Source organism: Flavobacterium sp. (assembly GCF_043778725.1).
Lineage (GTDB): Bacteria > Bacteroidota > Bacteroidia > Flavobacteriales > Flavobacteriaceae > Flavobacterium.
This window is the reverse complement of the sequence record NZ_JAYWFT010000065.1, coordinates 22,227-46,779: the sequence shown is the minus strand read 5'-3', so window position 1 is coordinate 46,779 and position 24,553 is coordinate 22,227. Positions and strand designations below refer to the sequence as shown.

Sequence of the window (24,553 nt, the reverse complement as noted above, 5' to 3'; positions counted from 1 at the left end):
TGTGGCTCCTAATGTTTTTAAAACCATTTTTGAAACTTCGCTTCGAGGTGAAATGGTTTAAACTTAAACTTTGATTATTGATAAATTTTATAGTTATTTGTAATCCCAATTAGAGAGGTGGCCGAGTGGCTGAAGGCGCATGCTTGGAAAGCGTGTATATGGCAACATATCGAGGGTTCGAATCCCTTCCTCTCTGCTTAGTTAATTAACGTTTACTACTATGCGTTTATATAGTTTCATAGTGATCTTCTTTTTTTCTTTATGTGCTTTTGCACAACAAGAAGTTGCGGAAACTAAAGTTGTAGATTCTTTATATCGTGAAGATCAATTTTATTTGAATTTTACTTATAATAATCTTCAAAAATTAAAGGGATTGAACCAAAATAAATTCTCTTCCGGATTTTGTATAGGTTTTTTAAGAGATATGCCTATCAATAAAAGCCGAACCTTCTCTTTTGCCACAGGATTGGGCTATTCATTAAATATTTATAATAGTAATTTGTATGTATATAAATCTCAGGCTTCTAATGGAGTTTCTGATAATAATTATGAATTACTATCGCAAGATATTTATTATGATAAAAATAAATTATCGTTGCATTATATTGATTTACCAATAGAAATAAGATGGCGTGCTTCTACACCAGAAAGTCATAAATTTTGGAGGGTTTACACAGGTTTTAAACTTAGTTACCTAATTGGTGATCGCTATAAATTTGTAAATGATGTGCAAACAAATATCTATAAAAAGAATCCAGATTTAAATAAATTGCAATATGGGTGCTACATGGCTGCTGGCTGGAATACTTGGAATTTCTATGCGTATTATGGATTAAATCCAATATTTAAATCGGGTGAAATTGATGGTGAAAAAATTAAAATGAGTACCTTTAATGTAGGATTGCAGTTTTATATTTTATAACCAAAATACCCACAAAACCATTTGGGGTAACATTCCAGATACATAGCCAATTATCAATTCTTCCATGGTATGTGCTTTCATAAAAAGTCTTGACGAAGCAACAATTCCTGTGGCTAAAAAAAGTGTTGCAATACTGTATATGATGTTTAATTCATGATGAACACTCATTCCAATTACAAAAAAACTTAATGCACTTAAGGCAATCATGTGAATGCTAGCTTTTATCTTAGCATAGATTAAAGCAAATGCAATTATGGTACTGCAAATTCCGCCAAGAAAGAAAAAGTATAACTCTGGAAATCGTTCTATTGTTACGCTTTTACTAATGAGAATTATGGTTAAAGCAATTTGCATCAATAAAGGAATTTTTCTTTGTGAAGCATCAGAAAGCATTATTGTGTCTACTTTTCCAAAGGTTTTTAGCAAATAAAAAAAGGATAACGGAAGAAAAAAAGTAATAATTATTACCTGAAAGAGTAATAAATAGTATTGTTCTTTTGGAAAATAGCCATCACTATTGAGAATGTAAAAAACGGTTCCTAGTATAGGAATGAAAATGGGATGGAAGAGATAAGAAAAAAAAGGAAGAACTTTTTTCAAGGCAATTTTATTTTAAACAAATATAGGATTTTGTTTTTTATTTTCACAAAAGACAAAACCTTTTAGTCCTGATAGTAATGAAAATATCGTCTCGTTTTTTGGAACGAGACGAAATTGTAATGGATAGCAGGAAAATGGATAGCAAGGAAATTACTAGCCATGCACTCCTCAAAAAAAAAATAACTAAAAACAAAACTTCACAAGCAACCAATTATTGTTATTTTTGTTCACGATAAAACGAAAAACTTTTTTTGTACCTTTATCCATTGATAAATAACAAAATGAACATCAAGAACTATTTAGATTCGACTTACTTAAAAACGCCCAATCAAGCTGGTCTTTCTGTTGCCGAAAATACTAAAGTTGTAAAAAACTTTGTTCAAGAAGCGATTGATGAAGGGTTTAAATTAATCATGATTAGACCAAACATGGTTGCCATGGCGAAGAAAATGGTAATCGATTCCAATTCTAAACTTACTATTGGTACCGTAATTGGTTTTCATGAAGGAACATATTTGCTAGAAGAAAAACTTACAGAAGCTCAAATAGCAATTGCTGATGGTGCCGACGATTTGGATTTTGTATGCAACTATGAAGCGTTTAAAAATGGCGCAATAGACTTGGTGAAAAAAGAAGTTCTAGAAGGAACTAAACTTGGACTAGAAAACCATAAAATTGTAAAATGGATTATTGAAGTTGCCGCGCTGAGCAACGACCAAATTATACAATTGTCTGCATTGATAAAAAATGTGGTGATGTCTAACTTTAAAGAAGAGTGTTATCAATCAGTATTTGTAAAATCATCTACAGGATTTTACAAAACCGAAAACGGATTGCCAAACGGAGCAACAGTTCCAGCAATTATTATAATGCTCGAAAACGGCTCACCTCTTTCTATAAAAGCAGCTGGTGGCGTAAGAACTTATGACGAAGCTGTTGAAATGATAAGACTTGGCGTAAAAAGAATAGGAACATCATCTGCCAAAGCGATTGCCAATGGCGAAACTACAACTAGCAATTACTAATTTTTATTATATTAAAATGTTCAAAAACATAACGTTACTTTTTTTATTTTTAAGTCTTACAACTGCTTTGGCTCAAAAAAATAGCGAACAAATGCCGATTTTTCCTAGCTGTGAAAAATTACAAGGAAAAGAATTAGAAAATTGCTTTGATAACGAAGTGCAAACATTTGTATTTACCAATTATAAAGTGCCACAAAATCTTGCTTCCGATTATAAAGGAACGGTAATTGTACTTTTTGAAGTAGATGACAAGGGAACTTTTAAAGTACAATATGTAGATGCCAACAACGAAGATTTGATTGCAGAAAGCAAACGTGTTTTTGCAAAACTACCCAAAGTGAGTCCGGCAACTTACAACGGAAAACCAACATATGCTAAATACACGATTAAAATAGCCATTCCGTTGCAAAATCCTGCTGATGCAAAAGCTCAAAAAGAACAAGATTCTAAACCGCAATCTACAGTATATTCGTTAAAAGATAAAAATAAAGAACTTACAGAATTTGATAGTATAGCCTATAAAAAATTCAGTAATCCACAATTTAAAAGCCATTTAAGCATTCCGCTTTCGCACAGTTATTATGCTCAATTTGATCCAGCTATGAATCGTGTGGGAAGTAACAATCATACAGCTTCTAAACCTTATACTTATGCCGAAGTTTTCAAATATTACAATCTAGAAGAAGAAAACCAAAAGTTGATGAAAAACAAAACTTCTTGGTGGGGCAAAAAATTGTGGAACGAAAATACAGTAGCAATTCAAGGTGATGATTATTGGTTTACAATGAATCCAATTTTTGACTTGCAACTAGGGAAAAGTGATCCAAGTAAAAAGGATTATACCTATGTAAACACACGCGGAATCCAAATTAGAGGTGGAATAGGAGCGCAGTTGAATTTTACAACAACCATTTATGAAAGTCAAGGACGTTTTGCAGATTATTTCAATAATTATGCAAATTCGATACGTCCATCAGGAGGAAATCCTGCAATAATTCCTGGAATTGGAATTGCAAAAGAGTTTAAAACCGATGCGTACGATTTTCCTATGGCAGAAGCTAATTTGACTTTTGCGCCAAGCAAGTCGTTTGATTTGCAATTGGGTTATGGAAGAAATTTTATTGGTGACGGTTACCGTTCGCTAATTTTGAGCGATGGCGTTAGTCCGTATCCCTATTTTAAAATCAATACTACGTTTTGGAAAATTAAATATACCAATACTTACATGTGGCTAAAAGATGTTCGTGATGCCGCAACTGTTGACGGAACATATGCTACTAAATTTATGGCAAACCATTATTTGAGTTGGAATGTTACCAAAAAATTGAATCTTGGTTTTTTTGAATCAGTTGTTTGGGCTAACCAAAACAATCGTGGTTTTGATATGAGTTTTGTAAATCCAATTATTTTTTATCGTGCCGTAGAAATTTCGGCTTCGTCTAAAAGCGGAAATGCTCTTTTGGGATTAACATATAAATATAAATTGAACAATCAATTTAATTTTTACGGACAATTTCTAATTGATGAGTTTTCATTTAGTGAAGTAAAAGCTGGAAACCAAAGCTGGAAAAATAAATTTGCCTATCAAATAGGAGCAAAATACTTCAATGCATTTAATATTGATAATTTATTACTGCAAGTTGAGTACAACAGAGTTCGTCCTTACGTATATTCTCATAGTAATGCATTGACAAATTACGGAAGTAGTAATCAAAGTCTTGGACATCAATGGGGTGGAAATGCACAAGAGTTAATAGCAATTGCACGTTATCACAAAGGTCGCTATTTTGCCGATGCGAAAATCACAATGGGTATTCGAGGACTAGATTTTAATACCGCTACAGATTCTTATAATTATGGAGGAAATATCTATTTAAGTTATGATGATAATCGTCCGTACAATACGGGAGTTGTAATTGGTCAAGGAAATAAAACCAATATTTTTATCGCCGATTTACAAGCTGGATATTTAATCAATCCAGCAACAAATTTAAAAGTTTTTGGAAGTTTAATTTACAGAAATTTTAGTCCGAATGCTGAAACAGATTTGGTTAAAAAAGATAGTACTACATGGTTTTCTTTAGGATTAAGATGCGATATATTCAATTGGTATTTTGATTATTAGAAAAAAGCATTGTTTTTATTAATTTTATCAATTGTTTTTTGTCAAATCCTTTTTGATAAACTACTTTTGCATCACGAAAACTAAAAACAATTTTCAAGTACATTGAATACTTCAACAAATACTTTTTCATTTAAAGCCATCTTTCAAGATTTTAAAGAAATCACCAAAGCCGGATTGGCAGTAAGTGTACTTTTTTCATCAATTGCAGGCTATTTATTAGGGTTCAATTCTAGTCATCCTTTTAGTTGGGCAACTTTAATTATGCTTTCTGTTGGAGGCTATTGTATGGTTGGAGCTTCCAATGCATTCAATCAAGTTATTGAAAAAGATTTAGATGCATTAATGGATAGAACTAAAAATCGTCCTGTTCCAGCCGGAAGAATGTCGCCCAATGTAGCTTTGTTTATAGCAAGTCTACTCACCATAATCGGATTGATTTTATTGTATATGATTAATCCAAAGACAGCAATGTTTGGAGCGATTTCAATATTTTTATATACAAGTGTATACACTCCATTAAAAACGGCAACATCTTTATCTGTTTTTGTTGGAGCAATTCCAGGAGCAATTCCTTTTATGTTAGGATGGGTTGCCGCCACAGGAAATTTCGGAATTGAAGCAGGAACTTTATTTATGATTCAGTTTTTTTGGCAGTTTCCTCATTTTTGGGCAATCGGTTGGTTCTTGTTTGAAGATTATGAAAAAGCAGGTTTTTTTATGCTGCCAACAGGGAAAAGAGATAATAAAACGGCAGTCCAAATTATTTTATATACACTTTGGTTAATTGTTGCGTCACTTTTGCCATGTTTTGGATTTACCGGACAGTTTTTTATCAGTCCAATAGCAGCAGTTCTTGTGTTTTTATTAGGATTGTGGATGCTTGTATATGCAGTAAAACTTTATAAACAAAGAACGCCCAAAGCAGCACGAACGCTGATGTTGGTTAGTGTTTCTTATATTACCTTGTTGCAAATAATTTATATAACAGATAAATTTTTAAGATAGTTATGATGACAAATGAAGAATACAAATCGCGTACAGCAAGGTCATACAAACTCTTGTTGATTTTCGCAATGATAAGCATGACCATGATGTTTGCTGGTTTAACAAGCGCATTGGTTGTAAGCAAGTCACGACCAGATTGGTTGACAAATTTTGAAATGCCTATTTCTTTTTTCTTTAGTTTAATTTTTATTTTGGCTTGTAGTGTAACCATTCATTTGGCTAAAAAATCAATTCAAAAAGACAACAGAAAAGCAACAACTATTTTCTTATTGACCACATTAGCCTTTGGATTAGCTTTTGTATATTCGCAACTTCAAGGATTCAATCAATTATTCGATAGTCATTTGTATCCAACTGGTGGATCGGGTTCAATTACCATTTCTTTCTTGTATGTTTTGGTCTATGTACACCTTGCTCACTTGTCTGGAGGTATAATTTCGCTATTAATTATAATTTATAATCATTTTAAACAAAAGTACAATTCGTCACAATTTCTTGGTATTGAGCTAGGTGCAATGTACTGGCACTTTCTTGATTTCTTGTGGATTTATTTATTTTTGTTTTTATATTTCTTTAAATAAGAAAAAAACGTAAATTTGGGAACTTTTTAACAACAACTTTTTATGGGATCGACAGTTACAACTGCAAATACTGTAGGAAAAACTTGGGATGGCGGAAATGAGCCATTAGGAGCAAGTTACGGAAAATTAATGATGTGGTTCTTCATCGTTTCAGATGCATTGACCTTTTCAGGATTTTTGGCAGCTTACGGTTTTTCTAGATTTAAATTTATTGAAACTTGGCCTCTAGCCGATGAAGTGTTTACGCACTTTCCGTTTGCTCACGGAGTTTCAATGCCAATGTATTATGTGGCATTAATGACTTTTATTTTAATTGGTTCATCTGTAACAATGGTTTTGGCTGTTGATGCTGGTCACAATATGAATAAAGGAAAAGTAGCTTTCTACATGTTTTTGACCATCATTGGAGGTTTAATTTTCGTTGGTTCACAAGCTTGGGAATGGAAAAACTTCATTCAAGGTGAATATGGTGCTATCGAAACTAAAGGAGGAAGTATTCTTCAGTTTGTTGATGCTAAAGGAAAACGCGTTGCTCTTGAAGAGTTCGCAGATACAAGTATTCCTAAAGAAAGAGAACAACTTACAAGAGGAAAAGGAAAATGGTTTATGGAGGAAGGTTCATTACCTACTTATTCTGTAGAGCAGGTTCAAGCCGGATTTAAATCGCATCCAGACTTATTAATAAGAACTGAAGTAATCAATGATCCAGAAACGCTAGAAACTGCTAAAGGATTAAACGAAGATAAATCACTTAACAGACCGAAACATAAATTTGTATTGTCAAGAGCAGAATCTGAAAAAAGATTGGCTGATGCAACTATGGTTGTTGAAGGTGCTAACTTGCAACACAACGAATACGGAAGTAAATTGTTTGCCGATTTCTTCTTCTTTATTACTGGTTTCCACGGATTTCACGTATTTTCTGGAGTTATCATTAATATCATTATTTTTATCAATGTTCTTTTGGGAACGTATGAAAAAAGAAGAACCTATGAAATGGTTGAAAAAGTTGGACTTTACTGGCACTTTGTCGATTTAGTTTGGGTTTTCGTATTTACATTCTTCTACTTAGTTTAATATTTTTAGAAATTATATATTATGTCACACGAACACGTTTCTAATACAAAAAGAATTTGGATGGTTTTTGCACTTTTATCAGTAGTTACTACTGTAGAAGTTATTTTAGGAATCATCAAGCCAGAGTCACTACATTTAACTAATTTTTTAGGTATGAACCTATTAAATTGGATATTTATTATCTTAACGGTTTTTAAAGCATATTACATTGTTTGGGCTTTCATGCACATGGAAGGCGAAACTCCAGCCTTGAGAAGAGCTGTAGTTTGGACTGTAATTTTCTTAATTTTATATTTAGTGTTTATTTTGTTAACAGAAGGACATTACATTTATGGCGTTTTCAAAAATGCCACAATTAAATGGAATTTTTAACATTATATTAATTCAATAAAAAGGTACGCATTGCGTACCTTTTTTTTATTTTTGTAGAATCAAATTATAATAAAAAAAATGAAAAAGAATATAGTCCTATTTATATTATTTATTCTTCCAATTGTTGCTTATCTTTTTTTTGCATCTGGCGTTAACAGTTTTGCAAACCTTCCTACAATTACTAAAAATATTCCCGAAATTAGTTCTTGGAAAACATTAGACAATAAACCAGTTGCGTTGACTAATAAAATTACAATTCTTGGCTTTATAGGACAAGATGTTTTAAAGCATAAAGGAAACTTCTTTAATCTTTACGAAAAAATTTATGCGCGAAATAAAGATTTCAAGGATTTTCAAATGGTAATGATATTGCCAGAAGGAACTCAAAACGAAGTAAAAGAATTGCAGATAGATTTACAAAAACTAGGAACGCAATCGGGTTGGAATTTTGTTTTTGGAACTCCTCAAGAAATCCAAACGTTTTATAATAAACTTCAATTAGTTGGTAAACTTGATGATAAACTTGGAACACCAAATGTGTTTATAATTGATAAAAAACGAAATTTAAGAGGAAGAAAAGGTCATGATAAAAAAGGTAAGCTAGAATATCAAGAAGGTTATAACACTGTTTTAGTATCTGATCTTTACAACCAAATGACAGATGATGTTAAAATTATTCTCGCCGAATATAGATTAGCTTTGAAAAAAAATCATAATGCAACCAGACAAATATAATTGAGATGAAAAATAAATCATACATTGGAATTTCATTAATCATATTAATTTTTGGAATTATATTTATTCCTAGAATTGTTGATAGAATTAAAAACGGATCGGTGGTTCAAAATGATAGAATGAGTCTTTCTCACGAAATTATAAAAGAACCGTCTTTAGTGAAAATTGGACCAGCACCAAAATTTGAATTGACGGATCAAAACAACGTCAAAATTTCTAATAAAGAGTATGTTGGAAAAGTTTATGTTCTTGAATTTTTCTTTTCTACTTGTCCCTCTATTTGTCCTGTTATGAATAAAAATATGGTGGAGATTCAAAATGAGTTTTCTAAAAACGGAAACTTCGGAATTGCTTCAATAACCATCAATCCAGAAAATGATACGGCTGCAGTTTTAAAGAAACACGCTACAGAGATAGGTGCAACTTCGTCTAATTGGCATTTTCTAACTGGAGATAAAGCATATATTCTTGGATTAGCCAATAAAGGATTCAATTTGTTTGCAGCAGAAAACGGCAAAGTAAATGGTGGTTTTGAACATTCGGGACTTTTTGCCTTGATAGACAAACAAGGAAACATTAGATGCAGAAAAGACAAGCAAGGAAACCCTATTTTGTATTATGATGGATTGGAACAATCTGGAGTGAAAGCAATAAAAGAAGATATTAAATTACTATTAGAAGAATAATCATGGAAAATAAAGCAATCGAGAAAAAATTTAAAACGCCAATAATTATAGTTTCATTACTAATTCCTATTGTTGTGGCATTATTGTTTAGTGTTAAACTTAAAGATTTTGGGATAGAAGTAGAGCCACTTTCGTTTTTACCTCCAATTTATGCTTCCATAAATGGTATTACAGCTTTGTTGTTGATTTTTGCTGTAAGAGCTATTAAAAACGGAAATCGTTCGTTACACGAAAAGTTAATGACTAGTGCCATCGCTTGTTCTATAGTTTTTTTAGTTATGTATGTTGCCTATCACATGACTTCTGAATCTACAAAATTTGGTGGTGAAGGAATCATTAGATATGTATATTTCTTTATTTTGATAACACATATTGCACTTTCGGTCATTATAATTCCATTGGTTTTATTTACTTATGTTAGAGCATTGTCAGAACAGTTTGATAGACATAAAAAATTAGCCAAAATCACTTTTCCATTGTGGTTGTATGTTGCAGTGACTGGTGTTATTGTTTATTTAATGATTGCTCCGTATTATGTTAATTAATTCAAAAGCCAAAATTCAAAACTCAAAAGTGAATGGGTTTTGGAAGGTACTTTTTTTTATTGCCTATTGCTTATTGCCAATTGCTTCTCAAGCGCAATGTGCTATGTGCAGAGCATCATTAGAAAGTGAAGGAAATACTGCCAAAGCAGAAGCAGTAAACGACGGAATTGTTTATTTAATGGTCATTCCTTACATTCTTGTTGGAGTTGTAGCTATTGTTGTTTACAGAATGTACAGCAAGAAAAAGGCAGAGTAGCTGGGTTTAGTTCATAAATACTATACTTAAAAATAGTTTTTTTGAAACCTGAAATTTTATAAAAGACAAAAACTATCTAGCCCTGATGCAAGGGAATATCGTCTTTTGGGACGAGATGGAAAGGCAGCAGGAATAAGGTTGGCAATGATGGGAAGACCATTCGCTTCTAATTAGTATAAATAAAGAGATAATTTAATAATCATTCCATTCCATCAATTTTTACATTCATTTTGCCAGTTGTGGTGATGAATGCGATGATGGCATCGTTGGTTAGTTCTACTTTTTCAAATTCGAAATCGTTCATTGTACCATTTACAAAAACGCCTTTCATTGGTGAATAATTGTTTAGGTAAGGCAGTAAACTTTTCTTTCCTTCGTCTAGATTTTCCTTGATAGAATAACGGCAACTTTCTTGTATTTTCCTTAAAATAGTACCTTGCAAAAGCCAATTGGCAGTTTTTGTTAAAAGTCCTTTGGTGTTTAATACATAATCCATTTGGTCGAAATAAATTTCTTTTGTAATGCTGTTGTAGTTTGGAATTCCAGACAAGTAAATGCTTCCGTTGATGCTTCCTGTCATGTCTAAAGCAATAATCATTTTGCCATCTTTAGCCCACATATCGACTTTTTGAACTACAATTTTTCGGCTTCCAGAACCAAATTCTTTTCCTTGAAAATTTTTAGTAATAATACGTGAAGCACTTTCATAAGTAGAAATTGCGGCAACGGTTGCAACAGTTTTATCTGGAACTTTAGTTACTGGTTTAAACGAAACTACTTCTTTATCGAACGTGGTTTTGGGTTGTTGACCGACCATAGTTTGCATGGTGCATTTTAAACCTAAATCCATGTTGATTTTATTTTTTTGTATCACGGCATCGGTTACATAGACTTCAATGGGATTAAGTTTGAACCAAGTTTCATATTGCTCGCTAGTTTGAAATGGCGTACTCATGGTTTGCAAAACATTTAAAACATAAGGTTTAAAATCGCATGATTTTTCAATGGCTTCGTCAATTTTCTTGGCTACTTTAGATTTGAAAATCGATAAGGTTGGATTAATAATATAGGTAATAGGTACTTTTTTTCCTGCAACCAATATTGTTGGGCTTTCGCTCCATTCAAAATCTTCCATTTTAGAGGTTGTAATCATTTTCCAATTGGACAATTTCACATCACTTAATAAAGTTATGGTTCCGTTTAAATCTATTTCTCTAGTGTCATTTAAGCCCATAAATTCGGTTCCGTATTTTATTTTGGTCCAAATTTTCATGGGTAAAACCGATTGTATTTTCCCATCTTTTTCTATTAATTTTATCGGAGCTGTTTTCCAGATTTTCATTTCGGTTTTGTCATCTTCAAGATTTATATCTTCATAAATCAATCCGTTTAAAGATTTATTTAGTTGATTTTCTATTTCTTTTAGCGAAATTTCCATGGGCATGCTCACAAAAGAAGTTGTTGTTTTATATGCCATAGGAACATTTTGTGAAGGTTCGGGTTTTAAAGTTGCTATTTTATTGGTTGAAGAACAGCCAATTAAAGCAGACAAGAAGGTAAAGTAGCTTAAAGTGATAAAAATCTTTTTCATTTTAAATTCAAAATTAATTTCGGTGTGAATGTAACAAAAAAACCAATTTAACGTCTGATAAGAAAATATTAATTTAGTTGTTTTTATTATAAAACGATTAAATTTGCAAATTATGTTTTCAGTTTTAAAATAAGAACATGAAATCTGTTATTGCAGATGCCATATAGAAGATACAACATGAGTAAAATAATTAGTTTTAAAATAATGATGCTATTTGTTTTGTTCTTGGGATTGACGTCTCAAGCGCAAACAAAAAAGTGGACCTTGCAAGAATGTGTAGAATATGCTCTTAAAAATAATATTAGCATAAAGCAAACCGACTTGGATGCACAAACAACAGCAATTTCTAAGAAAGACGCTATTGGAAACTTTCTTCCAAATATTAATGCTAATGCCTCGCACTCGTGGAATATTGGTTTGAACCAGAACATTACAACTGGTTTGCTACAAAATCAAACAACACAATTTACTTCGGCTGGATTGAGTTCTAATATTGCAATTTATAACGGATTGCAAAATCAAAACAAACTTAGAAGAGCTACTCTTTCAATAATTGCATCACAGTATCAATTATCTAAAATGAAAGATGATGTTTCGTTAAATGTTGCCAATGCTTTTTTACAAATTCTTTTCAATAAAGAAAATTTGAAAGTTCAAAAAGAGCAATTGTCTAATGATGAAAAGCAATTAAAACGAACTGATGAATTGGTTACTTCTGGAGTTGTTGCAAGAGGAGATTTATTGGACGTGAAAGCTACAGTTGCCTCTGATAATCAAAAAGTTGTTGCTGCCGAAAATGCTTTATTTTTATCTAAATTGAGTTTGGCACAATTATTACAAATAGACGAATTTAAAGATTTTGATATTGCCGATACTGATTATGATGCAAAGCCAAGTGCTACAATGCTTGAGCAACCAGAGGCAATTATTGAAAAGGCTAAACAAGAACGTGTTGAATTAAAAATTGCAAAAACCAATTTGGATATTGCAGAGAAAGACGTTACTATTGCTAAAGGTGCTTATCAACCTACTTTATCGGGTTTTTATAGTTTTAGTACAAGAGCTAGTTATTCGGATAGAATTGTTGGTGTTGATGCTAATAATAATTATATTTTTTCTGGTCCACTTCCTTTGTTTGATCAGTTTAGCAATAACAAAGGCCACAGTTTTGGTGTGCAATTGAGCGTTCCAATTTTAAATGGATTTTCTGTCAAGAACAATGTTGAGCGATCAAAAATTGCTTTAGAACGTTCAAAAACTACTCAAAAACAGGCAGAAACCGACTTAGAGAGAAATGTTTATACTGCAATAACAGATGCAAAAGGTGCTTTAAATGCTTATGAATCTTCTAAAATTGCACTAGATGCAAGAAAAGAAGCTTTAAATTATGCTAAAGAAAAATATGCTGTAGGAATGATGAACAGTTTTGATTACAATCAATCGCAAACACTTTATGTTAATGCACAATCTGAAGTTTTAAGAACAAAATTTGATTATATTTTTAAAGTTAAAGTAGTAGAGTTTTATTTCGGAATACCAATAATAGAAAATAGATAACACCATGTCAAAAAAGAAAATTTACATTATATTAGGAGTAATAGTAGCATTAGTTATTTTGCTAGTAGCATTGTCAAAAGCAGGAGTTTTTGGAGATAGAGATACATCTATTGAAGTTGAAACAGCCAAAGTTGATGCCATAACTATTGTTGAAACTGTTTCTGCAACAGGAAAAATTCAGCCAGAAATTGAAGTGAAAATATCTTCTCAAGTTTCGGGTGAAATTATTGCTTTGCCTGTTAAAGAAGGTCAAGTGGTTAAAAAAGGTGATTTATTAGTTAAAATAAATCCCGATTTATATACATCAGGATTAAACCGTTCGGTTTCTAATTATTCTGGAACAAAAGCAGGTTTAAGTCAGGCCGATGCTTCATTTAAAGAAGCGCAAGCCAATTATGAAAGAAACAAAACATTGTTTGAAAAAGGAATCATCTCAAGATCAGATTGGGACAAAGCAATTGCTTCTTTTGAAGTTGCAAAAGCTAGCAAACAATCTGCTTATTACAATGTTCAAAGTGCTTCTGCAAGTGTAAGTGAAGCCAAAGATAATCTTGGAAGAACAACTATTTATGCTCCAGCAGACGGAACAATTTCTATGTTGAGTGTTGAACTTGGTGAAAGAATTTTAGGAACACAACAAATGACAGGTACTGAATTATTGAGAGTTGCAAATCTTAATAATATGGAAGTTGAAGTTGACGTAAACGAAAATGATATTGTAAAAATTAACATAGGTGACGAAACAAAAATACAAGTTGATGCTTATTTGAAAAAAGAATTTAAAGGTATTGTTACAAGCATTTCTAACTCTGCAAGTTCTACAACTACAGCAGATCAAGTTACTAATTTTAAAGTAAAAATTAGAATTCTTAAAGAGTCATACCAAGATTTATTAGCAGGAAAACCAGCAACTTATTCTCCGTTTAGACCAGGAATGACTGCTACGGTTGATATTATTACTACAAGAAAAGAGAATGTGATTGGTGTGCCAATTAGTTCAGTGGTTGTAAAATCAGATACTACAGCTACTAAAAAAGTTGTTGTAGGTGAAGAAGAAGGTGATAAAGTAAAGGCTAAAACCGATAAAAAACTAGAATGTGTTTTTGTAAAAGTTGGTGATAAAGCTAAAATCAGAATTGTAAAAACAGGAATCCAAGACGACACTAATATCGAAATTATATCGGGATTGCAAAAAGGAGATCAAGTTATTACTGGACCATATGTTACCGTTTCTAAAGATTTAAATTCAGGTGATAAAGTAAAACTTGCCTCTGCCAATACCAAAACCGAAAAGAAAAAGTAGCTTAATTTAAATTGATATAGTTTTGTACATTCTCAATATTGAAACGGCAACCAAAAATTGCTCTGTGGCATTGGCCAAAGATGGAACTACAATTGTTTGTAAAGAAATTGCAGAGCAAGGATATTCTCATGCCGAAAAATTGCATGTTTTTATTGAAGAAATTATAAAAGAAGCAGGAATTTCAATGAGTGATTTGGCTGCGATTGCAGTAAGTCAAGGTCCAGGTTCTTATACTGGATTGCGCATTGGAGTTTCTACGGCAAAAGGTTTTTGCTATGCTTTAGGAATCCCTTTAATAGCTGTTGATACTTTGGCTTCATTAGCTAATCAAGCTGTTGTAGAGGATGGTTTGATAATTCCAATGATAGATGCTCGAAGAATGGAAGTTTATAGTGCCATTTTCAATTCCAAAAATGAAATGATTCGAGAGGTTCAAGCAGAAGTACTTACAGAAGATAGTTTTTCAAATTTTTCTGAAACTATTTATTTTGTAGGTGATAGTAATGAGAAAGCAAAAACAGTTTTAACAAAGTCTAATTTTGTTTTTCTTGATCAATTTATTTTTCCTTCAGCTAAGCAAATGAGTGCGCTTTCATTTCGAAAATTCCAACAGAATAACTTTGAAGATGTAGCTTATTTTGAGCCATATTATCTAAAAGATTTTATGTTTGCCAAATAGGTAATTACTTTGTAACGTCTCTCACATAAGGTTGAATTACAATTCCTTTTAAATCAAAAGCAGTTTTGCAATTTTCTAAAATATCGGAAGAAACCTGACTAAAATCTTCATTTTTTGCCCACGGACGAATGGCTAAATGAATAGCGTTATCAGTCAAATCTTTTACTACAACAACTGGTTCTGGAGTTTTTAAAACTTTAGAATGACTTCTCATTACTTCCAAAACTACATTTTTAGCAGCTTTAATGTCGGTGTCATACGATAAAGAGAACACCAAATCAACTCTTCGCATTCCGGCAACAGAGTAATTTGTAATTATTCCATTAGATAAAATCCCATTAGGAATATAAATGGTCTGATTGTTAGCCGAAAGTAATTTGGTTACAAAAATCTGAATTTCAGAAACGGTTCCAATCACGCCTTGCGCTTCAATTGTGTCGCCGTCTTTAAAAGGTTTGAACAATATTATTAGCATTCCGCCAGCAAAGTTTGATAAAGATCCTTGTAATGACAATCCAACAGCCAAACCTGCTGCGCCAAGTATTGCAGCAAAAGAAGTTGTTTCAACTCCTAGTTTTGATATGAAAGTTACAAATAAAAGTATCCTTAAAGCCCAAACTAATAAATCTGCCAAAAAATTGGATAGTGTTGGTTCTAGTTCGCGTTTTACCATAAGTTTTCTAACCAATCTATTAATAAATCGAATGGCATATAAACCCACAATAAGAACAATAATTGCAGTGATTAATTTGGGAGAATAATCTATTAGGATTTTATACAAAAGTTTTGTGTAATCCTCAATAGTTGCGATGTAAAGTAGTTTTTCCATAATAAAAAAATCACACTAAAAGTGTGATTTAAATTTTTACAAAGATAGTTTTTTTCTGAAATTAATCAGCGTCTTCTTCAACTCTGTTTGTCTCGTCTGCTACTTTTGTTTTAGTTTCTTCTACAACATCTTTAGCATCATCTGTAAAAGAATTTACTTTTTCTTTTACAGATTCTACAGCATTACCAGCCATTTCTTCTGCTTTATCTGCAAATTCGCTTGCTTTTTCTTTTACAGTTTCAACTGCATTTTCAATAGCTTCACTTGCTGCAGGAACATATTCGCTCACTTTTTCTTTTGCTGCATCTGCAAAATCTTCTACTTTATCCATTAATGGAGCAGCAGCTTCTTTTGCATTATGAATTGCTTCGGTTGCTAAATCTTCTGCTTTGTCAGCAACTTCACTTACTTTTTCTTTGGCTGAACCAAATAAGTTTTTAAAAAATCCTCCTAAGCCCATGATATTTAATTTTATGATTAGTATGCAATTATACGAATTTTTTTGATGCCTTTAATTGTATTTTTTGCAAAAGTTATTTTAATAAATGGTTATTTATTCATTTTAATTCGTTGTGCAGTTCTTTTTGACAAAGTAAATTAACGGCATTTAATTAAAATTTACATTTTGTTTTTCAGGATGTTATCCGTGATAAACTCGTGAGGCAACAATTATTTCTTCTTTAATTTCTAGCACTTCTGCTACTAGTATATCCTCTTCATTTTCTACAGTTCTAATGTATTCCATAAATACTCTATCTGAATTTGCAGTTAGTGATTTCACTTTATAATTTAAAGTTGGCAAACGATCAAATGCCTCTTGCCACCAAGTTCTAAGTGCCTCTTTTCCTGTCAATAATCCATTGGTTTCGGGATGTATAATTTTTAATTTTGGACTAAAATGTTCGGCATCATCATCGTATAATGAAAGTAACTTTTCAAGATTGTGAGCGTTAAATGCGTCAAACCAAGCATGTGCAATAGAAAGATTTTTTTGAGAATTCATGTTCGATAAAAAACCACGCATGTGCGTGGTTATATGTTTTTTAAATTTATAATTTCTTGCTCTGTTAGCACACGCCAATTTCCTCGCGGCAAATTCTTTTTAGTTAATCCTGCAAAGGCAACTCGGTCTACTTTTATAACAGTGTATTTGAAATTTTCAAAAATTGCTCGAACAACTTTTACATTTGGAGTTCTTAATTTTATACCAATTTCGTTTTTAGGCTCATTTTCTATATAGCTAATTTCTTCTACAAATAGACGGTGGCCGTCCAGAGTGACTCCAGAAGCTATTTTTTCTAAATCTTCAAATTTCAAATTTTTATCTAAAGTTACTTGATAGATTTTTGGTGATTTTTGGTTTGGCAAACTAAACTTTCTAATAATATCAGTGTCGTTTGTAAACAACAATAATCCTGTAGTATTTTTATCCATTCTTCCAACAGGTGCCATTGGAGATGTTGAAGCGCCTTTAATAAGTTCTAAAACATTTCTATGCTCAACTTCTTCGTTAGATGTTGTAAAGTTTTTGGGTTTGTTTAAAACAAAATATTCTTTTTTCTCTGGCATTAATGTTGCACCATCAAAGTTTACAACATCACCAGGTTTTATTTTATGTCCCATTTCAGTAACAGGAATTCCATTTACTTTTACGTTACCAGATTGAATGTAAATATCAGCATCACGACGCGAGCAAGCTCCAGAGTTAGCGATGTATTTGTTCAATCTAATTTCGTCCGATTTTATGGGTTTTGGGATATTTGGAGAATCTTTTTTAACTACTGGTTTTCTGTTCTGAGAACGTTTGTCCATTGCAGGCTTAGGAGTTGATGTAGTTTTTTTTCTATCACCACTTGGCTTGCTTGACCCAGTTCGTTTTTTATTATTGGAATTATTCATGCTCTTATTTTTTGCAAAGATACTCTTTTTGGTCGTAACTTATGCTAAGAATTTGAATGCAAAGCCTTTTAGAACGGTTTGTGAATTACTTCGTATTTATTTTCTAGTATATCGCAAAGTACATTAGTTGTCGAATTGGTATAAAAAATTTGTGAACTCTGTTTGGAAATTTCTCTTAGTCCGATTTTTTCATTTAATATTTTCTTAGTTTGCTTAGCTACAGCTTCGCCAGAATCTATGATTTTTATATTTGAAGGAAGAATTTTTTTAATTTGTGGAATCAAGAAAGGGTAGTGACTGCAACCTAGAACAAGATAATCAATATTAGATGCAATCATTGGTGTTAAATATTCTTTTAGCAATTTGGTCATTTCTGACGAATATATTTTGCCGTTTTCTATTAATTCAACTAATCCAAATCCAATTTGTTCTATGATTTTGATGTGTTGAAATTGTTCTACATTTTTATAAAATAATTCGCTGTTTAGGGTTCCTTTTGTGGCAAGAATTCCAATTTTTTGTGTTTGTGAATGAAGTGCTGCAGGCTTAATTGCTGGTTCAATACCTATAAAAGGAATATCATATTTTGTTCTAAGTTCTTTAATAGCATTGGTTGTAGCTGTATTGCAAGCAACAACAATTATTTTGCAATTTAAGTTTAAAAGAAACTCGGTGTTTTTGCAACTTAGTTGAATGATTTCATCTTTAGTTTTTTGGCCATAAGGTGCATTTGCGCTATCAGCTAGATAAAAAGTATCTTCATAAGGAAGTAATTGATGAATTTCCTTCCAAATGGAAGTTCCGCCAATTCCCGAATCAAAAAGTCCTATTGGATTATTATTTATCATAAAACAAATGTAAAAAAAAACTGTCTCGAATTTATATCGAAACAGTTTTATTATTTTGTTTGAGTTTTGTATTATTAAAAGAATTTAGATTAGAAACCTAAGTCTTTTTTTACATCAGCAGTGATATCTGTACCATCAGCTAATAATAGATCGCTAGCATTTAAAACATATTGAAAACCTTTAGCTTTTCCAACTTTTTGAATAGATGCTTTTACTTTTTCTGTGATTGGTTTAAATAAATCTGCTTCTTTTTTCTGTAAATCTTTTTGAGCTGTTTCTTGGTATTCACCAATTCTTCTTCCCATATCTTGCATTTCAGATTGACGTGTTTGGTTAACAGCGTCTGTTACTGTTGCAGCTTCTGTGTCATATTTTTTAATTTTTGCTTGATACTCGTCAACCATAGTTTTATACTCGGCAGTATAAGTATCACTTAGTTTTTTTAATTGATTTTGAGCATCTAATGCAGCAGGTATTTTTGTCATGATATCATTAGTATCTACATGAGCAATTTTTGTTTGTGCATTAATTGTTTGAAAACCAAGTAAAGCTACGGCAGCTATTAAAAAAGTCTTAAATTGTTTCATCATTCTTAGTGTTAATTATTGTTTTAATTTATTATGGTTTATTATTCTTTGCGTCTTCTTTTGCTTTTTTTGCAGCTTCTCTGTCGGCAATTGTTTTTAGTCTTTTTTCTTCTGATGCTTTTTTTCTGTCATCAATAATTTTTTGTCTTTCTTCTAAAGATTTCTTTTTAGCTTCATCGGCAGCAGCTTTTTTATCTACTGCGCTTGAAGTAGCTTCGGCATCTTTTCCTTCTTTAGCTATTTCTATATTAGACTTATCAGAAACTGTGCCATTTTTTTTATTATTTTTGTCTTCTAGTAATTGCTTTCTTTTTGCATCCGTTTCGGCTTTCTTCTCTTCGGCTGCAATTTTTTTATCTTCAATCATTTTTAGTCGAGCATTTTTTCTTTCTTCAATAAGTTTTTGTCTCTCAGAAAGTTCAGGATTGTCATCAATCATGTCTTGTTTACGTTCTCTTTCTTCTTCAAGTTTAAGTTGCTTATTATTCATTTCTTTTCTTTTCTCAGATCGAGTAAGTGTTTGAACAACGCGGTCGCTAATGTCGTGTTTTTTTGCTGCAAATAGCATTGTTAAATCGGATGATTTATCAAATATGTAATCATATTTTTTTGCTTCAGCTATGTCTTGAACTGCATTGAAAACTTGATCTTGTATAGGTTTAACTAAAACTGCTTTTTGAATAATTAAATCACCATTTGGCCCAAATTTTTTCTGGGTATAGTCTAGTAATTCATTTTCTTGAAAAGTAATTTCCTCTTCTCTTTCGGCAATAAGTTCTTTAGTCAATAAAACTTTTTCAGTTTTTAGAGCTTCTTTTAATTTAGTTATGTCATTTTTTTTGGTCTCAATTTCTTGTTTCCATTTTTCTGCTTTTTGTTCTAATTGATTTTTGGCTTCGGCATAATCGGGTACTTTTTCTAGTATATATTCCATGTCGATATAACCTATTTTAATTCCGCGTGTTTGTGCCTTTGCATTATTAGATACTAATAATGAAGTAAGCAAGACCAATACTAAATATTTCTTCATACTTGTTATGTTTTAGAAATGTTAAGCAAATATACTAAAATTGTTGACCAATTATAAAATGTGTTTGCCATCCACTTTTTTCTGTTGTTCCAGGAACTGCATCGAAACCGTGAGCGAAATCAATTCCTAGCAATCCAAAGGCAGGCATAAATATTCTTATACCAAGACCAGCAGATCGTTGTAGTAAGAACGGATTATAATCTTTAAAATTGTCATAAGATGCTCCAGCTTCAAGAAAAGATAGTGCATAAATAGATGCTGCACCTTTTAATGTTAGTGGATACCTTAGTTCTAGAGAAAATTTATTATAAATAACGCCACCATTTGTTGAGGATAAAGATTGATTTGGATAACCTCTAAGTTGTACAACTTCTCTTCCGTCTAATGCAAAGTTAGCTAATCCATCTCCACCAACAAAAAATCTTTCAAATGGAACGACTCCTCTTGCTGAATTGTATGCGCCAAGATATCCAAACTCTCCTAAGGTTCTTAAAACTAATGCATGTTGCGAATCACCATATAATTTGGTATACCAATCGGCTTTAAATTTAACTTTGTAGTATTCTAACCAATTAAATCTTTTTTGATCTATTTTGGCTTGGTCAGCATCTGCTTTTTCAAAACTATCTACTTTTTCATAGATTCCAGAGTTGTTTGTTGTTTGTTTTATATAATCTCCATCTTTAACAATTTCACCTGCAGCGTTTATTGTTGTTGAAATTCCCGATGTGCTAGCGTATCGTAATTTGTATTCTTGTTCGTTTTTTAGATTGGCATAGTCAATTTTATTAAACAAAGAATAGGGAGGTGTAAATTTTGTAGAAATACTAAATTCTGATCCTTTTATTGGATATATTGGGTTGTCGCCTTTACTATTTCTTGTTAATCCTATATTGAATGCAAAGTTTTTAGATGATCCGTTTCCAAATGTAAATAAACCAGTATTGTAGTTGTTTAAGTCATAATATTGAAAACTTAATGCATTTGAAAGTACAAAGTAATCATCTGGCACTGTCAATCTTTTTGCTAAACCAATAGATAACGATGTGATGTTGAAACTTCTACTTTTATCAACGCTACTTGAACTTCCTGTATATAAAAATTGTTTACTTTGTGATAATGATGTAGAAAAACTTACTGGTTTTTTTCCGCCAAACCATGGTTCTGAAAACGAAACACTAAATGTTTGGTAGAATGAACTTGCTTGTAAACGCAACGATACTTTTTGTCCGTCTCCCATAGGAAGTGGTTTGTATGCCGCACCTTTAAATAAATTTTTAGCAGAAAAATTATTGAACGATAATCCTAAAGTTCCTATAAAACCTCCGCCACCATAACCTCCTTGAAGTTCAATTTGACTCGATCCTTTTTCTACAAGGTTGTATTCTATATCTACAGTTCCTGCTGTTGGATCTACATTTTTAAATTTTGGGTCTATTGCTTCTGGGTCAAAAAATCCTAATTGACCAATCTCTCTAATAGTTCTTACAAGGTCTTCTTTACTGTATTTTTCTCCTGGTTTTGTTCTTAATTCACGATAAATAACTTTATCATTGGTTTTGTCATTTCCTACAACTGTTATTTTATTAAAATAGGCAATTGGACCTTCAGTAACTCTAATCTCAAAATCTATTGAATCGTTGGCTGTTTTTACTTCTACTGGATTTATTGTAGAAAATAAATAACCATTGTTTTGATATAAATTGGTAATATCTTCTCCGTCTGGTTTAGATTTATCAGCTATTCTTTTTTCAAGAAGTACACCATTATAAGTATCACCTTTTTTAATTCCAAGAATATTATTAAGTAGTTGATCAGAATAGACAGAGTTTCCTAAGAATTTTATATCACCAAAATAATATTTTCTACCTTCTTCAACTTTAATGTTTATCGCTAATTTATTTTTTTTCTTGTCTACCCATACAGAGTCACTTATAATGCGTGCATCGCGGTATCCTTTTTCTTTATAACCATCAATAATTTTAACTAAATCTTCATCATACTTCTTCTTTATGAATTTTGATGCTTTTAATACTCTTATCGGATTTATTTGCTTAGTGTTTTTCATCGCTTTTCGAAGTTTTTGATCAGAAATTTTTTCATTTCCTTCAAAAGCAATTTTCGAAATTTTGATTTTTTCTCCTTTATCAATATTTACAATCATATTGACGCTGTTGCCAGTTGAGTCTGCAACCGTGCGAATGTTAACTTTGGTTTTAAAATAGCCTTCTTTTTTATATTTAGTTTCTAGATAATTTCTAGTAGTAGTTAGAAGGTTTTCATTCACTATTTTGCCTTTAGTCAAAGAGTTTTCTTTTACTAAATCTTCTACTTTATTCTTTTTTACACCAACAAATTTTACTTCGTTAAGTTTAGGTAATTCTACAATTTCAAGATCTAAATAGATACTGTCACCTTTTACTTCATTTACATAAAAGTCAATTTCGCTAAAAAGCCCAAGTTTACCAAGTTTTTTTATTGCATTACTTACTTCTTCTCCGGGAACGGTTATGTTTTGACCTTTTTCTAATCCGGCAAATGTTACAACTGTTTGTTGATTATAACTAATTTTACCTATGACATTTACATTGGCAAGAATGTATTTTTTTGCTTGATCAAATGGAAGTCTGTCTTGCGCATTTGATTGAAAAACAACTCCTAAAAATAAAAGTGTTATAAATGATTTGATGTAATTGTTTGGCACTTTATTAGGGTTGTTTAATTTGTTCACTTGTTTTTCCAAATCTTCGTTCTCTTTTTTGATAGCTAATGATGGCTTCATATAAATGTTCGTCTGTAAAATCGGGCCATAAAACATCGGTAAAAAACAGTTCTGCATAGGCTATTTGCCATAGTAAGAAATTGCTTATTCTGTGTTCGCCACTGGTTCTAATTAATAAATCTACATCAGGCAGATTGTGCGTGTAAAGATGCTGATTTATAATTGATTCATCAATAGTGTCTATTGAAATTATATTATTTTTAACTTTATCACTTATGATTTTAACAACATTTAATAATTCTTCGCGAGAACCATAGCTTAATGCTAGTGTTAAAGTCATTCGTGTGTTGTTTTTTGTTTTTTCAATGACTTCGTTTAGTTCTTTTAAAATACTATTGGGTAGTTTAGTAAGATTACCAATAGAATTAAGCCGGATATCATTTTTTTGTAATGTCTTGAGTTCGTTTTTTAGAGAACGAACTAGCAATTTCATTAAAGTATCAACTTCAAGTTTTGGTCTGTTCCAATTTTCGGTAGAAAAGGCATATAGTGTTAAGTTTTCTATTCCAAGTTTTGCACAATTTTCAACAGTAGACTTTACAGATTTAGAACCACTTTCATGTCCTAATGTTCTCAATAAGCCTTTTTGTTTTGCCCATCGACCGTTGCCATCCATAATAATTGCAAGGTGTTTGGGTAAATTGTCTTTATTTATAGATTCTATTAAACTCATATTTTTTTTCTAATCTGCACAGTAGCAAGGCTTTTCTCCAAAGGTATAGGTTAATGTAAATCCCGAAAAAACATACCAATCTTTGCTATTAATATTTCCAAACTTTAAAGGCTCTAAGTTTTCATTTTTTGGTAAACTTCCGTCTAGATTGTCTGTCATTGTATATCTAGCTCCAACTTCAAATCCTACTATAAAATTGGGCGTTATGTTAGTTTTTAAACCTACTGTCATTGGTATTGAAAATGTACCATGATTTATATCGGTTTTCGTTTCGCCATTTATAACATATAATTCATCATAGTTGGTATAGCTTAATCCTGTATAAATATAAGGTGTTAATTTTTTTTCAAAATCATGAAGATTAAAATCAAAAAAATTAAATTCTAATCCTGCTGATATTTCTTTAATATTGTTCTCAAAATCGTATCCTCGTTTATATCTTCCTGGCACTTTAGAGTCTAAATCATTTGCTGTAATTTTAGATTGTGTATAGGAAATTCTCCAAGCATGTCTCGGACTTTTATTCCATTTATATAATAATCCAAATGCTAATTCATTAGGATTTATATAATTTGTCTTTCCAACATCTCCAATATAATTGCTACCACCAAGAAAAACTCCAACTTCGTGTATTTGAGCATTTAATTTTGTTAATCCTAAAATAAAAATAAATAAAATTAATCTTTTCATTAATCCAAAAATAGCGTGCAAATATAACAATTATAGCTACTAATAAAACAAGTTGTTAGTATTTATAATAATTAAATTTAACATTGTTAAACTTTAAAAATAGATTTCATTTCTCAATGAATAGATATCAAACGAAAAACTAGAGAAAGTAGTATG

General features: G+C 31.5%; 26 protein-coding genes and 1 tRNA gene. 15 read left to right on the top strand and 12 right to left on the bottom strand.

Translation table 11 applies throughout. The annotated features are described in order from the left end of the window. Window positions 1-111 precede the first annotated feature (111 nt). Window positions 112-196, top strand: a tRNA-Ser gene (locus ACH2CG_RS05610). A gap of 24 nt (window positions 197-220) precedes the next feature. After that, complete coding sequence (locus ACH2CG_RS05605; protein WP_395063051.1) at window positions 221-922, top strand: porin family protein; 702 nt, start codon at window positions 221-223, stop codon at window positions 920-922. Here the strand turns inward: ACH2CG_RS05605 and ACH2CG_RS05600 are convergent. After that, on the bottom strand, window positions 917-1,522 hold the full coding sequence (locus ACH2CG_RS05600; protein ID WP_395063049.1) for a hypothetical protein: 606 nt from the start codon (window positions 1,520-1,522) through the stop codon (window positions 917-919). The genes ACH2CG_RS05605 and ACH2CG_RS05600 overlap by 6 nt on opposite strands. 281 nt (window positions 1,523-1,803) lie before the next feature. Here ACH2CG_RS05600 and deoC point away from each other — a divergent pair, with 281 nt between their 5' ends. From deoC to ACH2CG_RS05550, 10 genes are all read left to right on the top strand, one after another. Beyond that, window positions 1,804-2,547, top strand: a complete 744-nt coding sequence (gene deoC, locus ACH2CG_RS05595; RefSeq protein WP_395063047.1) for a deoxyribose-phosphate aldolase — start codon at window positions 1,804-1,806, stop codon at window positions 2,545-2,547. Then, window positions 2,519-4,672, top strand: a complete 2,154-nt coding sequence (locus tag ACH2CG_RS05590) for a gliding motility protein RemB (RefSeq protein WP_395063045.1) — start codon at window positions 2,519-2,521, stop codon at window positions 4,670-4,672. The genes deoC and ACH2CG_RS05590 overlap by 29 nt, the downstream gene beginning before the upstream one ends. 102 nt (window positions 4,673-4,774) lie before the next feature. After that, window positions 4,775-5,677 (top strand): heme o synthase, encoded by a 903-nt coding sequence (cyoE, locus tag ACH2CG_RS05585; RefSeq protein ID WP_395063043.1) that lies wholly within the window; start codon window positions 4,775-4,777, stop codon window positions 5,675-5,677. Between the two features lie 2 nt (window positions 5,678-5,679). Next, a complete protein-coding gene (locus tag ACH2CG_RS05580) occupies window positions 5,680-6,258 on the top strand; it encodes a heme-copper oxidase subunit III (RefSeq protein ID WP_395063041.1) in 579 nt (192 codons plus the stop codon). Between the two features lie 42 nt (window positions 6,259-6,300). Further along, window positions 6,301-7,335: a cytochrome c oxidase subunit 3 gene (locus ACH2CG_RS05575; protein ID WP_395063039.1), complete on the top strand. Its 1,035-nt coding sequence runs from the start codon at window positions 6,301-6,303 to the stop codon at window positions 7,333-7,335. Between the two features lie 21 nt (window positions 7,336-7,356). Next, window positions 7,357-7,707 (top strand): cytochrome C oxidase subunit IV family protein, encoded by a 351-nt coding sequence (locus ACH2CG_RS05570; protein WP_395063037.1) that lies wholly within the window; start codon window positions 7,357-7,359, stop codon window positions 7,705-7,707. A gap of 78 nt (window positions 7,708-7,785) precedes the next feature. Beyond that, complete coding sequence (locus ACH2CG_RS05565) at window positions 7,786-8,442, top strand: hypothetical protein (RefSeq protein WP_395063035.1); 657 nt, start codon at window positions 7,786-7,788, stop codon at window positions 8,440-8,442. A gap of 5 nt (window positions 8,443-8,447) precedes the next feature. After that, on the top strand, window positions 8,448-9,128 hold the full coding sequence (locus tag ACH2CG_RS05560; protein WP_395063033.1) for an SCO family protein: 681 nt from the start codon (window positions 8,448-8,450) through the stop codon (window positions 9,126-9,128). Between the two features lie 2 nt (window positions 9,129-9,130). Then, window positions 9,131-9,673 (top strand): DUF420 domain-containing protein, encoded by a 543-nt coding sequence (locus tag ACH2CG_RS05555; RefSeq protein ID WP_395063031.1) that lies wholly within the window; start codon window positions 9,131-9,133, stop codon window positions 9,671-9,673. Beyond that, window positions 9,663-9,929, top strand: coding sequence for a hypothetical protein (locus ACH2CG_RS05550; protein WP_395063029.1), 267 nt, complete (start codon window positions 9,663-9,665; stop codon window positions 9,927-9,929). The genes ACH2CG_RS05555 and ACH2CG_RS05550 overlap by 11 nt, the downstream gene beginning before the upstream one ends. Before the next feature lie 199 nt (window positions 9,930-10,128). Here the strand turns inward: ACH2CG_RS05550 and ACH2CG_RS05545 are convergent, their stop codons facing one another. Continuing rightward, window positions 10,129-11,520 carry a DUF4403 family protein gene (locus ACH2CG_RS05545; protein WP_395063027.1) on the bottom strand — a complete coding sequence of 464 codons (1,392 nt, stop codon included), beginning with the start codon at window positions 11,518-11,520 and terminating at the stop codon, window positions 10,129-10,131. 177 nt (window positions 11,521-11,697) lie between these two features. Here ACH2CG_RS05545 and ACH2CG_RS05540 point away from each other — a divergent pair, with 177 nt between their 5' ends. The 3 genes from ACH2CG_RS05540 to tsaB are packed head-to-tail and all read left to right on the top strand — an operon-like array spanning window position 11,698 to window position 15,059. Further along, window positions 11,698-13,077, top strand: a complete 1,380-nt coding sequence (locus tag ACH2CG_RS05540; protein ID WP_395063025.1) for a TolC family protein — start codon at window positions 11,698-11,700, stop codon at window positions 13,075-13,077. 4 nt (window positions 13,078-13,081) lie between these two features. Continuing rightward, a complete protein-coding gene (locus ACH2CG_RS05535) occupies window positions 13,082-14,380 on the top strand; it encodes an efflux RND transporter periplasmic adaptor subunit (protein ID WP_395063023.1) in 1,299 nt (432 codons plus the stop codon). Window positions 14,381-14,402: 22 nt separating this feature from the next. Continuing rightward, window positions 14,403-15,059, top strand: coding sequence for a tRNA (adenosine(37)-N6)-threonylcarbamoyltransferase complex dimerization subunit type 1 TsaB (tsaB, locus tag ACH2CG_RS05530; protein ID WP_395063021.1), 657 nt, complete (start codon window positions 14,403-14,405; stop codon window positions 15,057-15,059). Window positions 15,060-15,063: 4 nt separating this feature from the next. Here tsaB and ACH2CG_RS05525 read toward each other — a convergent pair whose 3' ends face one another. The 10 genes from ACH2CG_RS05525 to ACH2CG_RS05480 form a co-directional block, all read right to left on the bottom strand. Then, the gene (locus ACH2CG_RS05525; RefSeq protein WP_395063019.1) at window positions 15,064-15,888 is read right to left on the bottom strand and encodes a mechanosensitive ion channel family protein; all 825 of its coding nucleotides are present in this window, start codon (window positions 15,886-15,888) and stop codon (window positions 15,064-15,066) included. Between the two features lie 61 nt (window positions 15,889-15,949). Further along, window positions 15,950-16,348 (bottom strand): YtxH domain-containing protein, encoded by a 399-nt coding sequence (locus tag ACH2CG_RS05520; RefSeq protein ID WP_395063018.1) that lies wholly within the window; start codon window positions 16,346-16,348, stop codon window positions 15,950-15,952. 180 nt (window positions 16,349-16,528) lie between these two features. After that, window positions 16,529-16,891 carry a nuclear transport factor 2 family protein gene (locus ACH2CG_RS05515; RefSeq protein ID WP_395063017.1) on the bottom strand — a complete coding sequence of 121 codons (363 nt, stop codon included), beginning with the start codon at window positions 16,889-16,891 and terminating at the stop codon, window positions 16,529-16,531. A gap of 29 nt (window positions 16,892-16,920) precedes the next feature. Then, window positions 16,921-17,787 carry a pseudouridine synthase gene (locus ACH2CG_RS05510; protein ID WP_395063016.1) on the bottom strand — a complete coding sequence of 289 codons (867 nt, stop codon included), beginning with the start codon at window positions 17,785-17,787 and terminating at the stop codon, window positions 16,921-16,923. 68 nt (window positions 17,788-17,855) lie between these two features. Then, window positions 17,856-18,635: a glutamate racemase gene (murI, locus tag ACH2CG_RS05505; RefSeq protein ID WP_395063014.1), complete on the bottom strand. Its 780-nt coding sequence runs from the start codon at window positions 18,633-18,635 to the stop codon at window positions 17,856-17,858. An 89-nt stretch (window positions 18,636-18,724) separates the two neighbouring features. Further along, complete coding sequence (locus ACH2CG_RS05500) at window positions 18,725-19,222, bottom strand: OmpH family outer membrane protein (protein ID WP_395063012.1); 498 nt, start codon at window positions 19,220-19,222, stop codon at window positions 18,725-18,727. 31 nt (window positions 19,223-19,253) lie between these two features. After that, on the bottom strand, window positions 19,254-20,252 hold the full coding sequence (locus tag ACH2CG_RS05495) for an OmpH family outer membrane protein (protein WP_395063010.1): 999 nt from the start codon (window positions 20,250-20,252) through the stop codon (window positions 19,254-19,256). Between the two features lie 34 nt (window positions 20,253-20,286). Further along, window positions 20,287-23,034, bottom strand: coding sequence for an outer membrane protein assembly factor (locus tag ACH2CG_RS05490; RefSeq protein WP_395063008.1), 2,748 nt, complete (start codon window positions 23,032-23,034; stop codon window positions 20,287-20,289). Beyond that, complete coding sequence (locus tag ACH2CG_RS05485) at window positions 22,961-23,707, bottom strand: isoprenyl transferase (protein WP_395063006.1); 747 nt, start codon at window positions 23,705-23,707, stop codon at window positions 22,961-22,963. Before ACH2CG_RS05485 ends, ACH2CG_RS05490 begins: the two co-directional genes overlap by 74 nt. A gap of 9 nt (window positions 23,708-23,716) precedes the next feature. Then, entirely contained in the window at window positions 23,717-24,397 is a 681-nt protein-coding gene (locus ACH2CG_RS05480) for a DUF6089 family protein (protein WP_395063004.1), read from the bottom strand. Window positions 24,398-24,553: the final 156 nt, after the last annotated feature.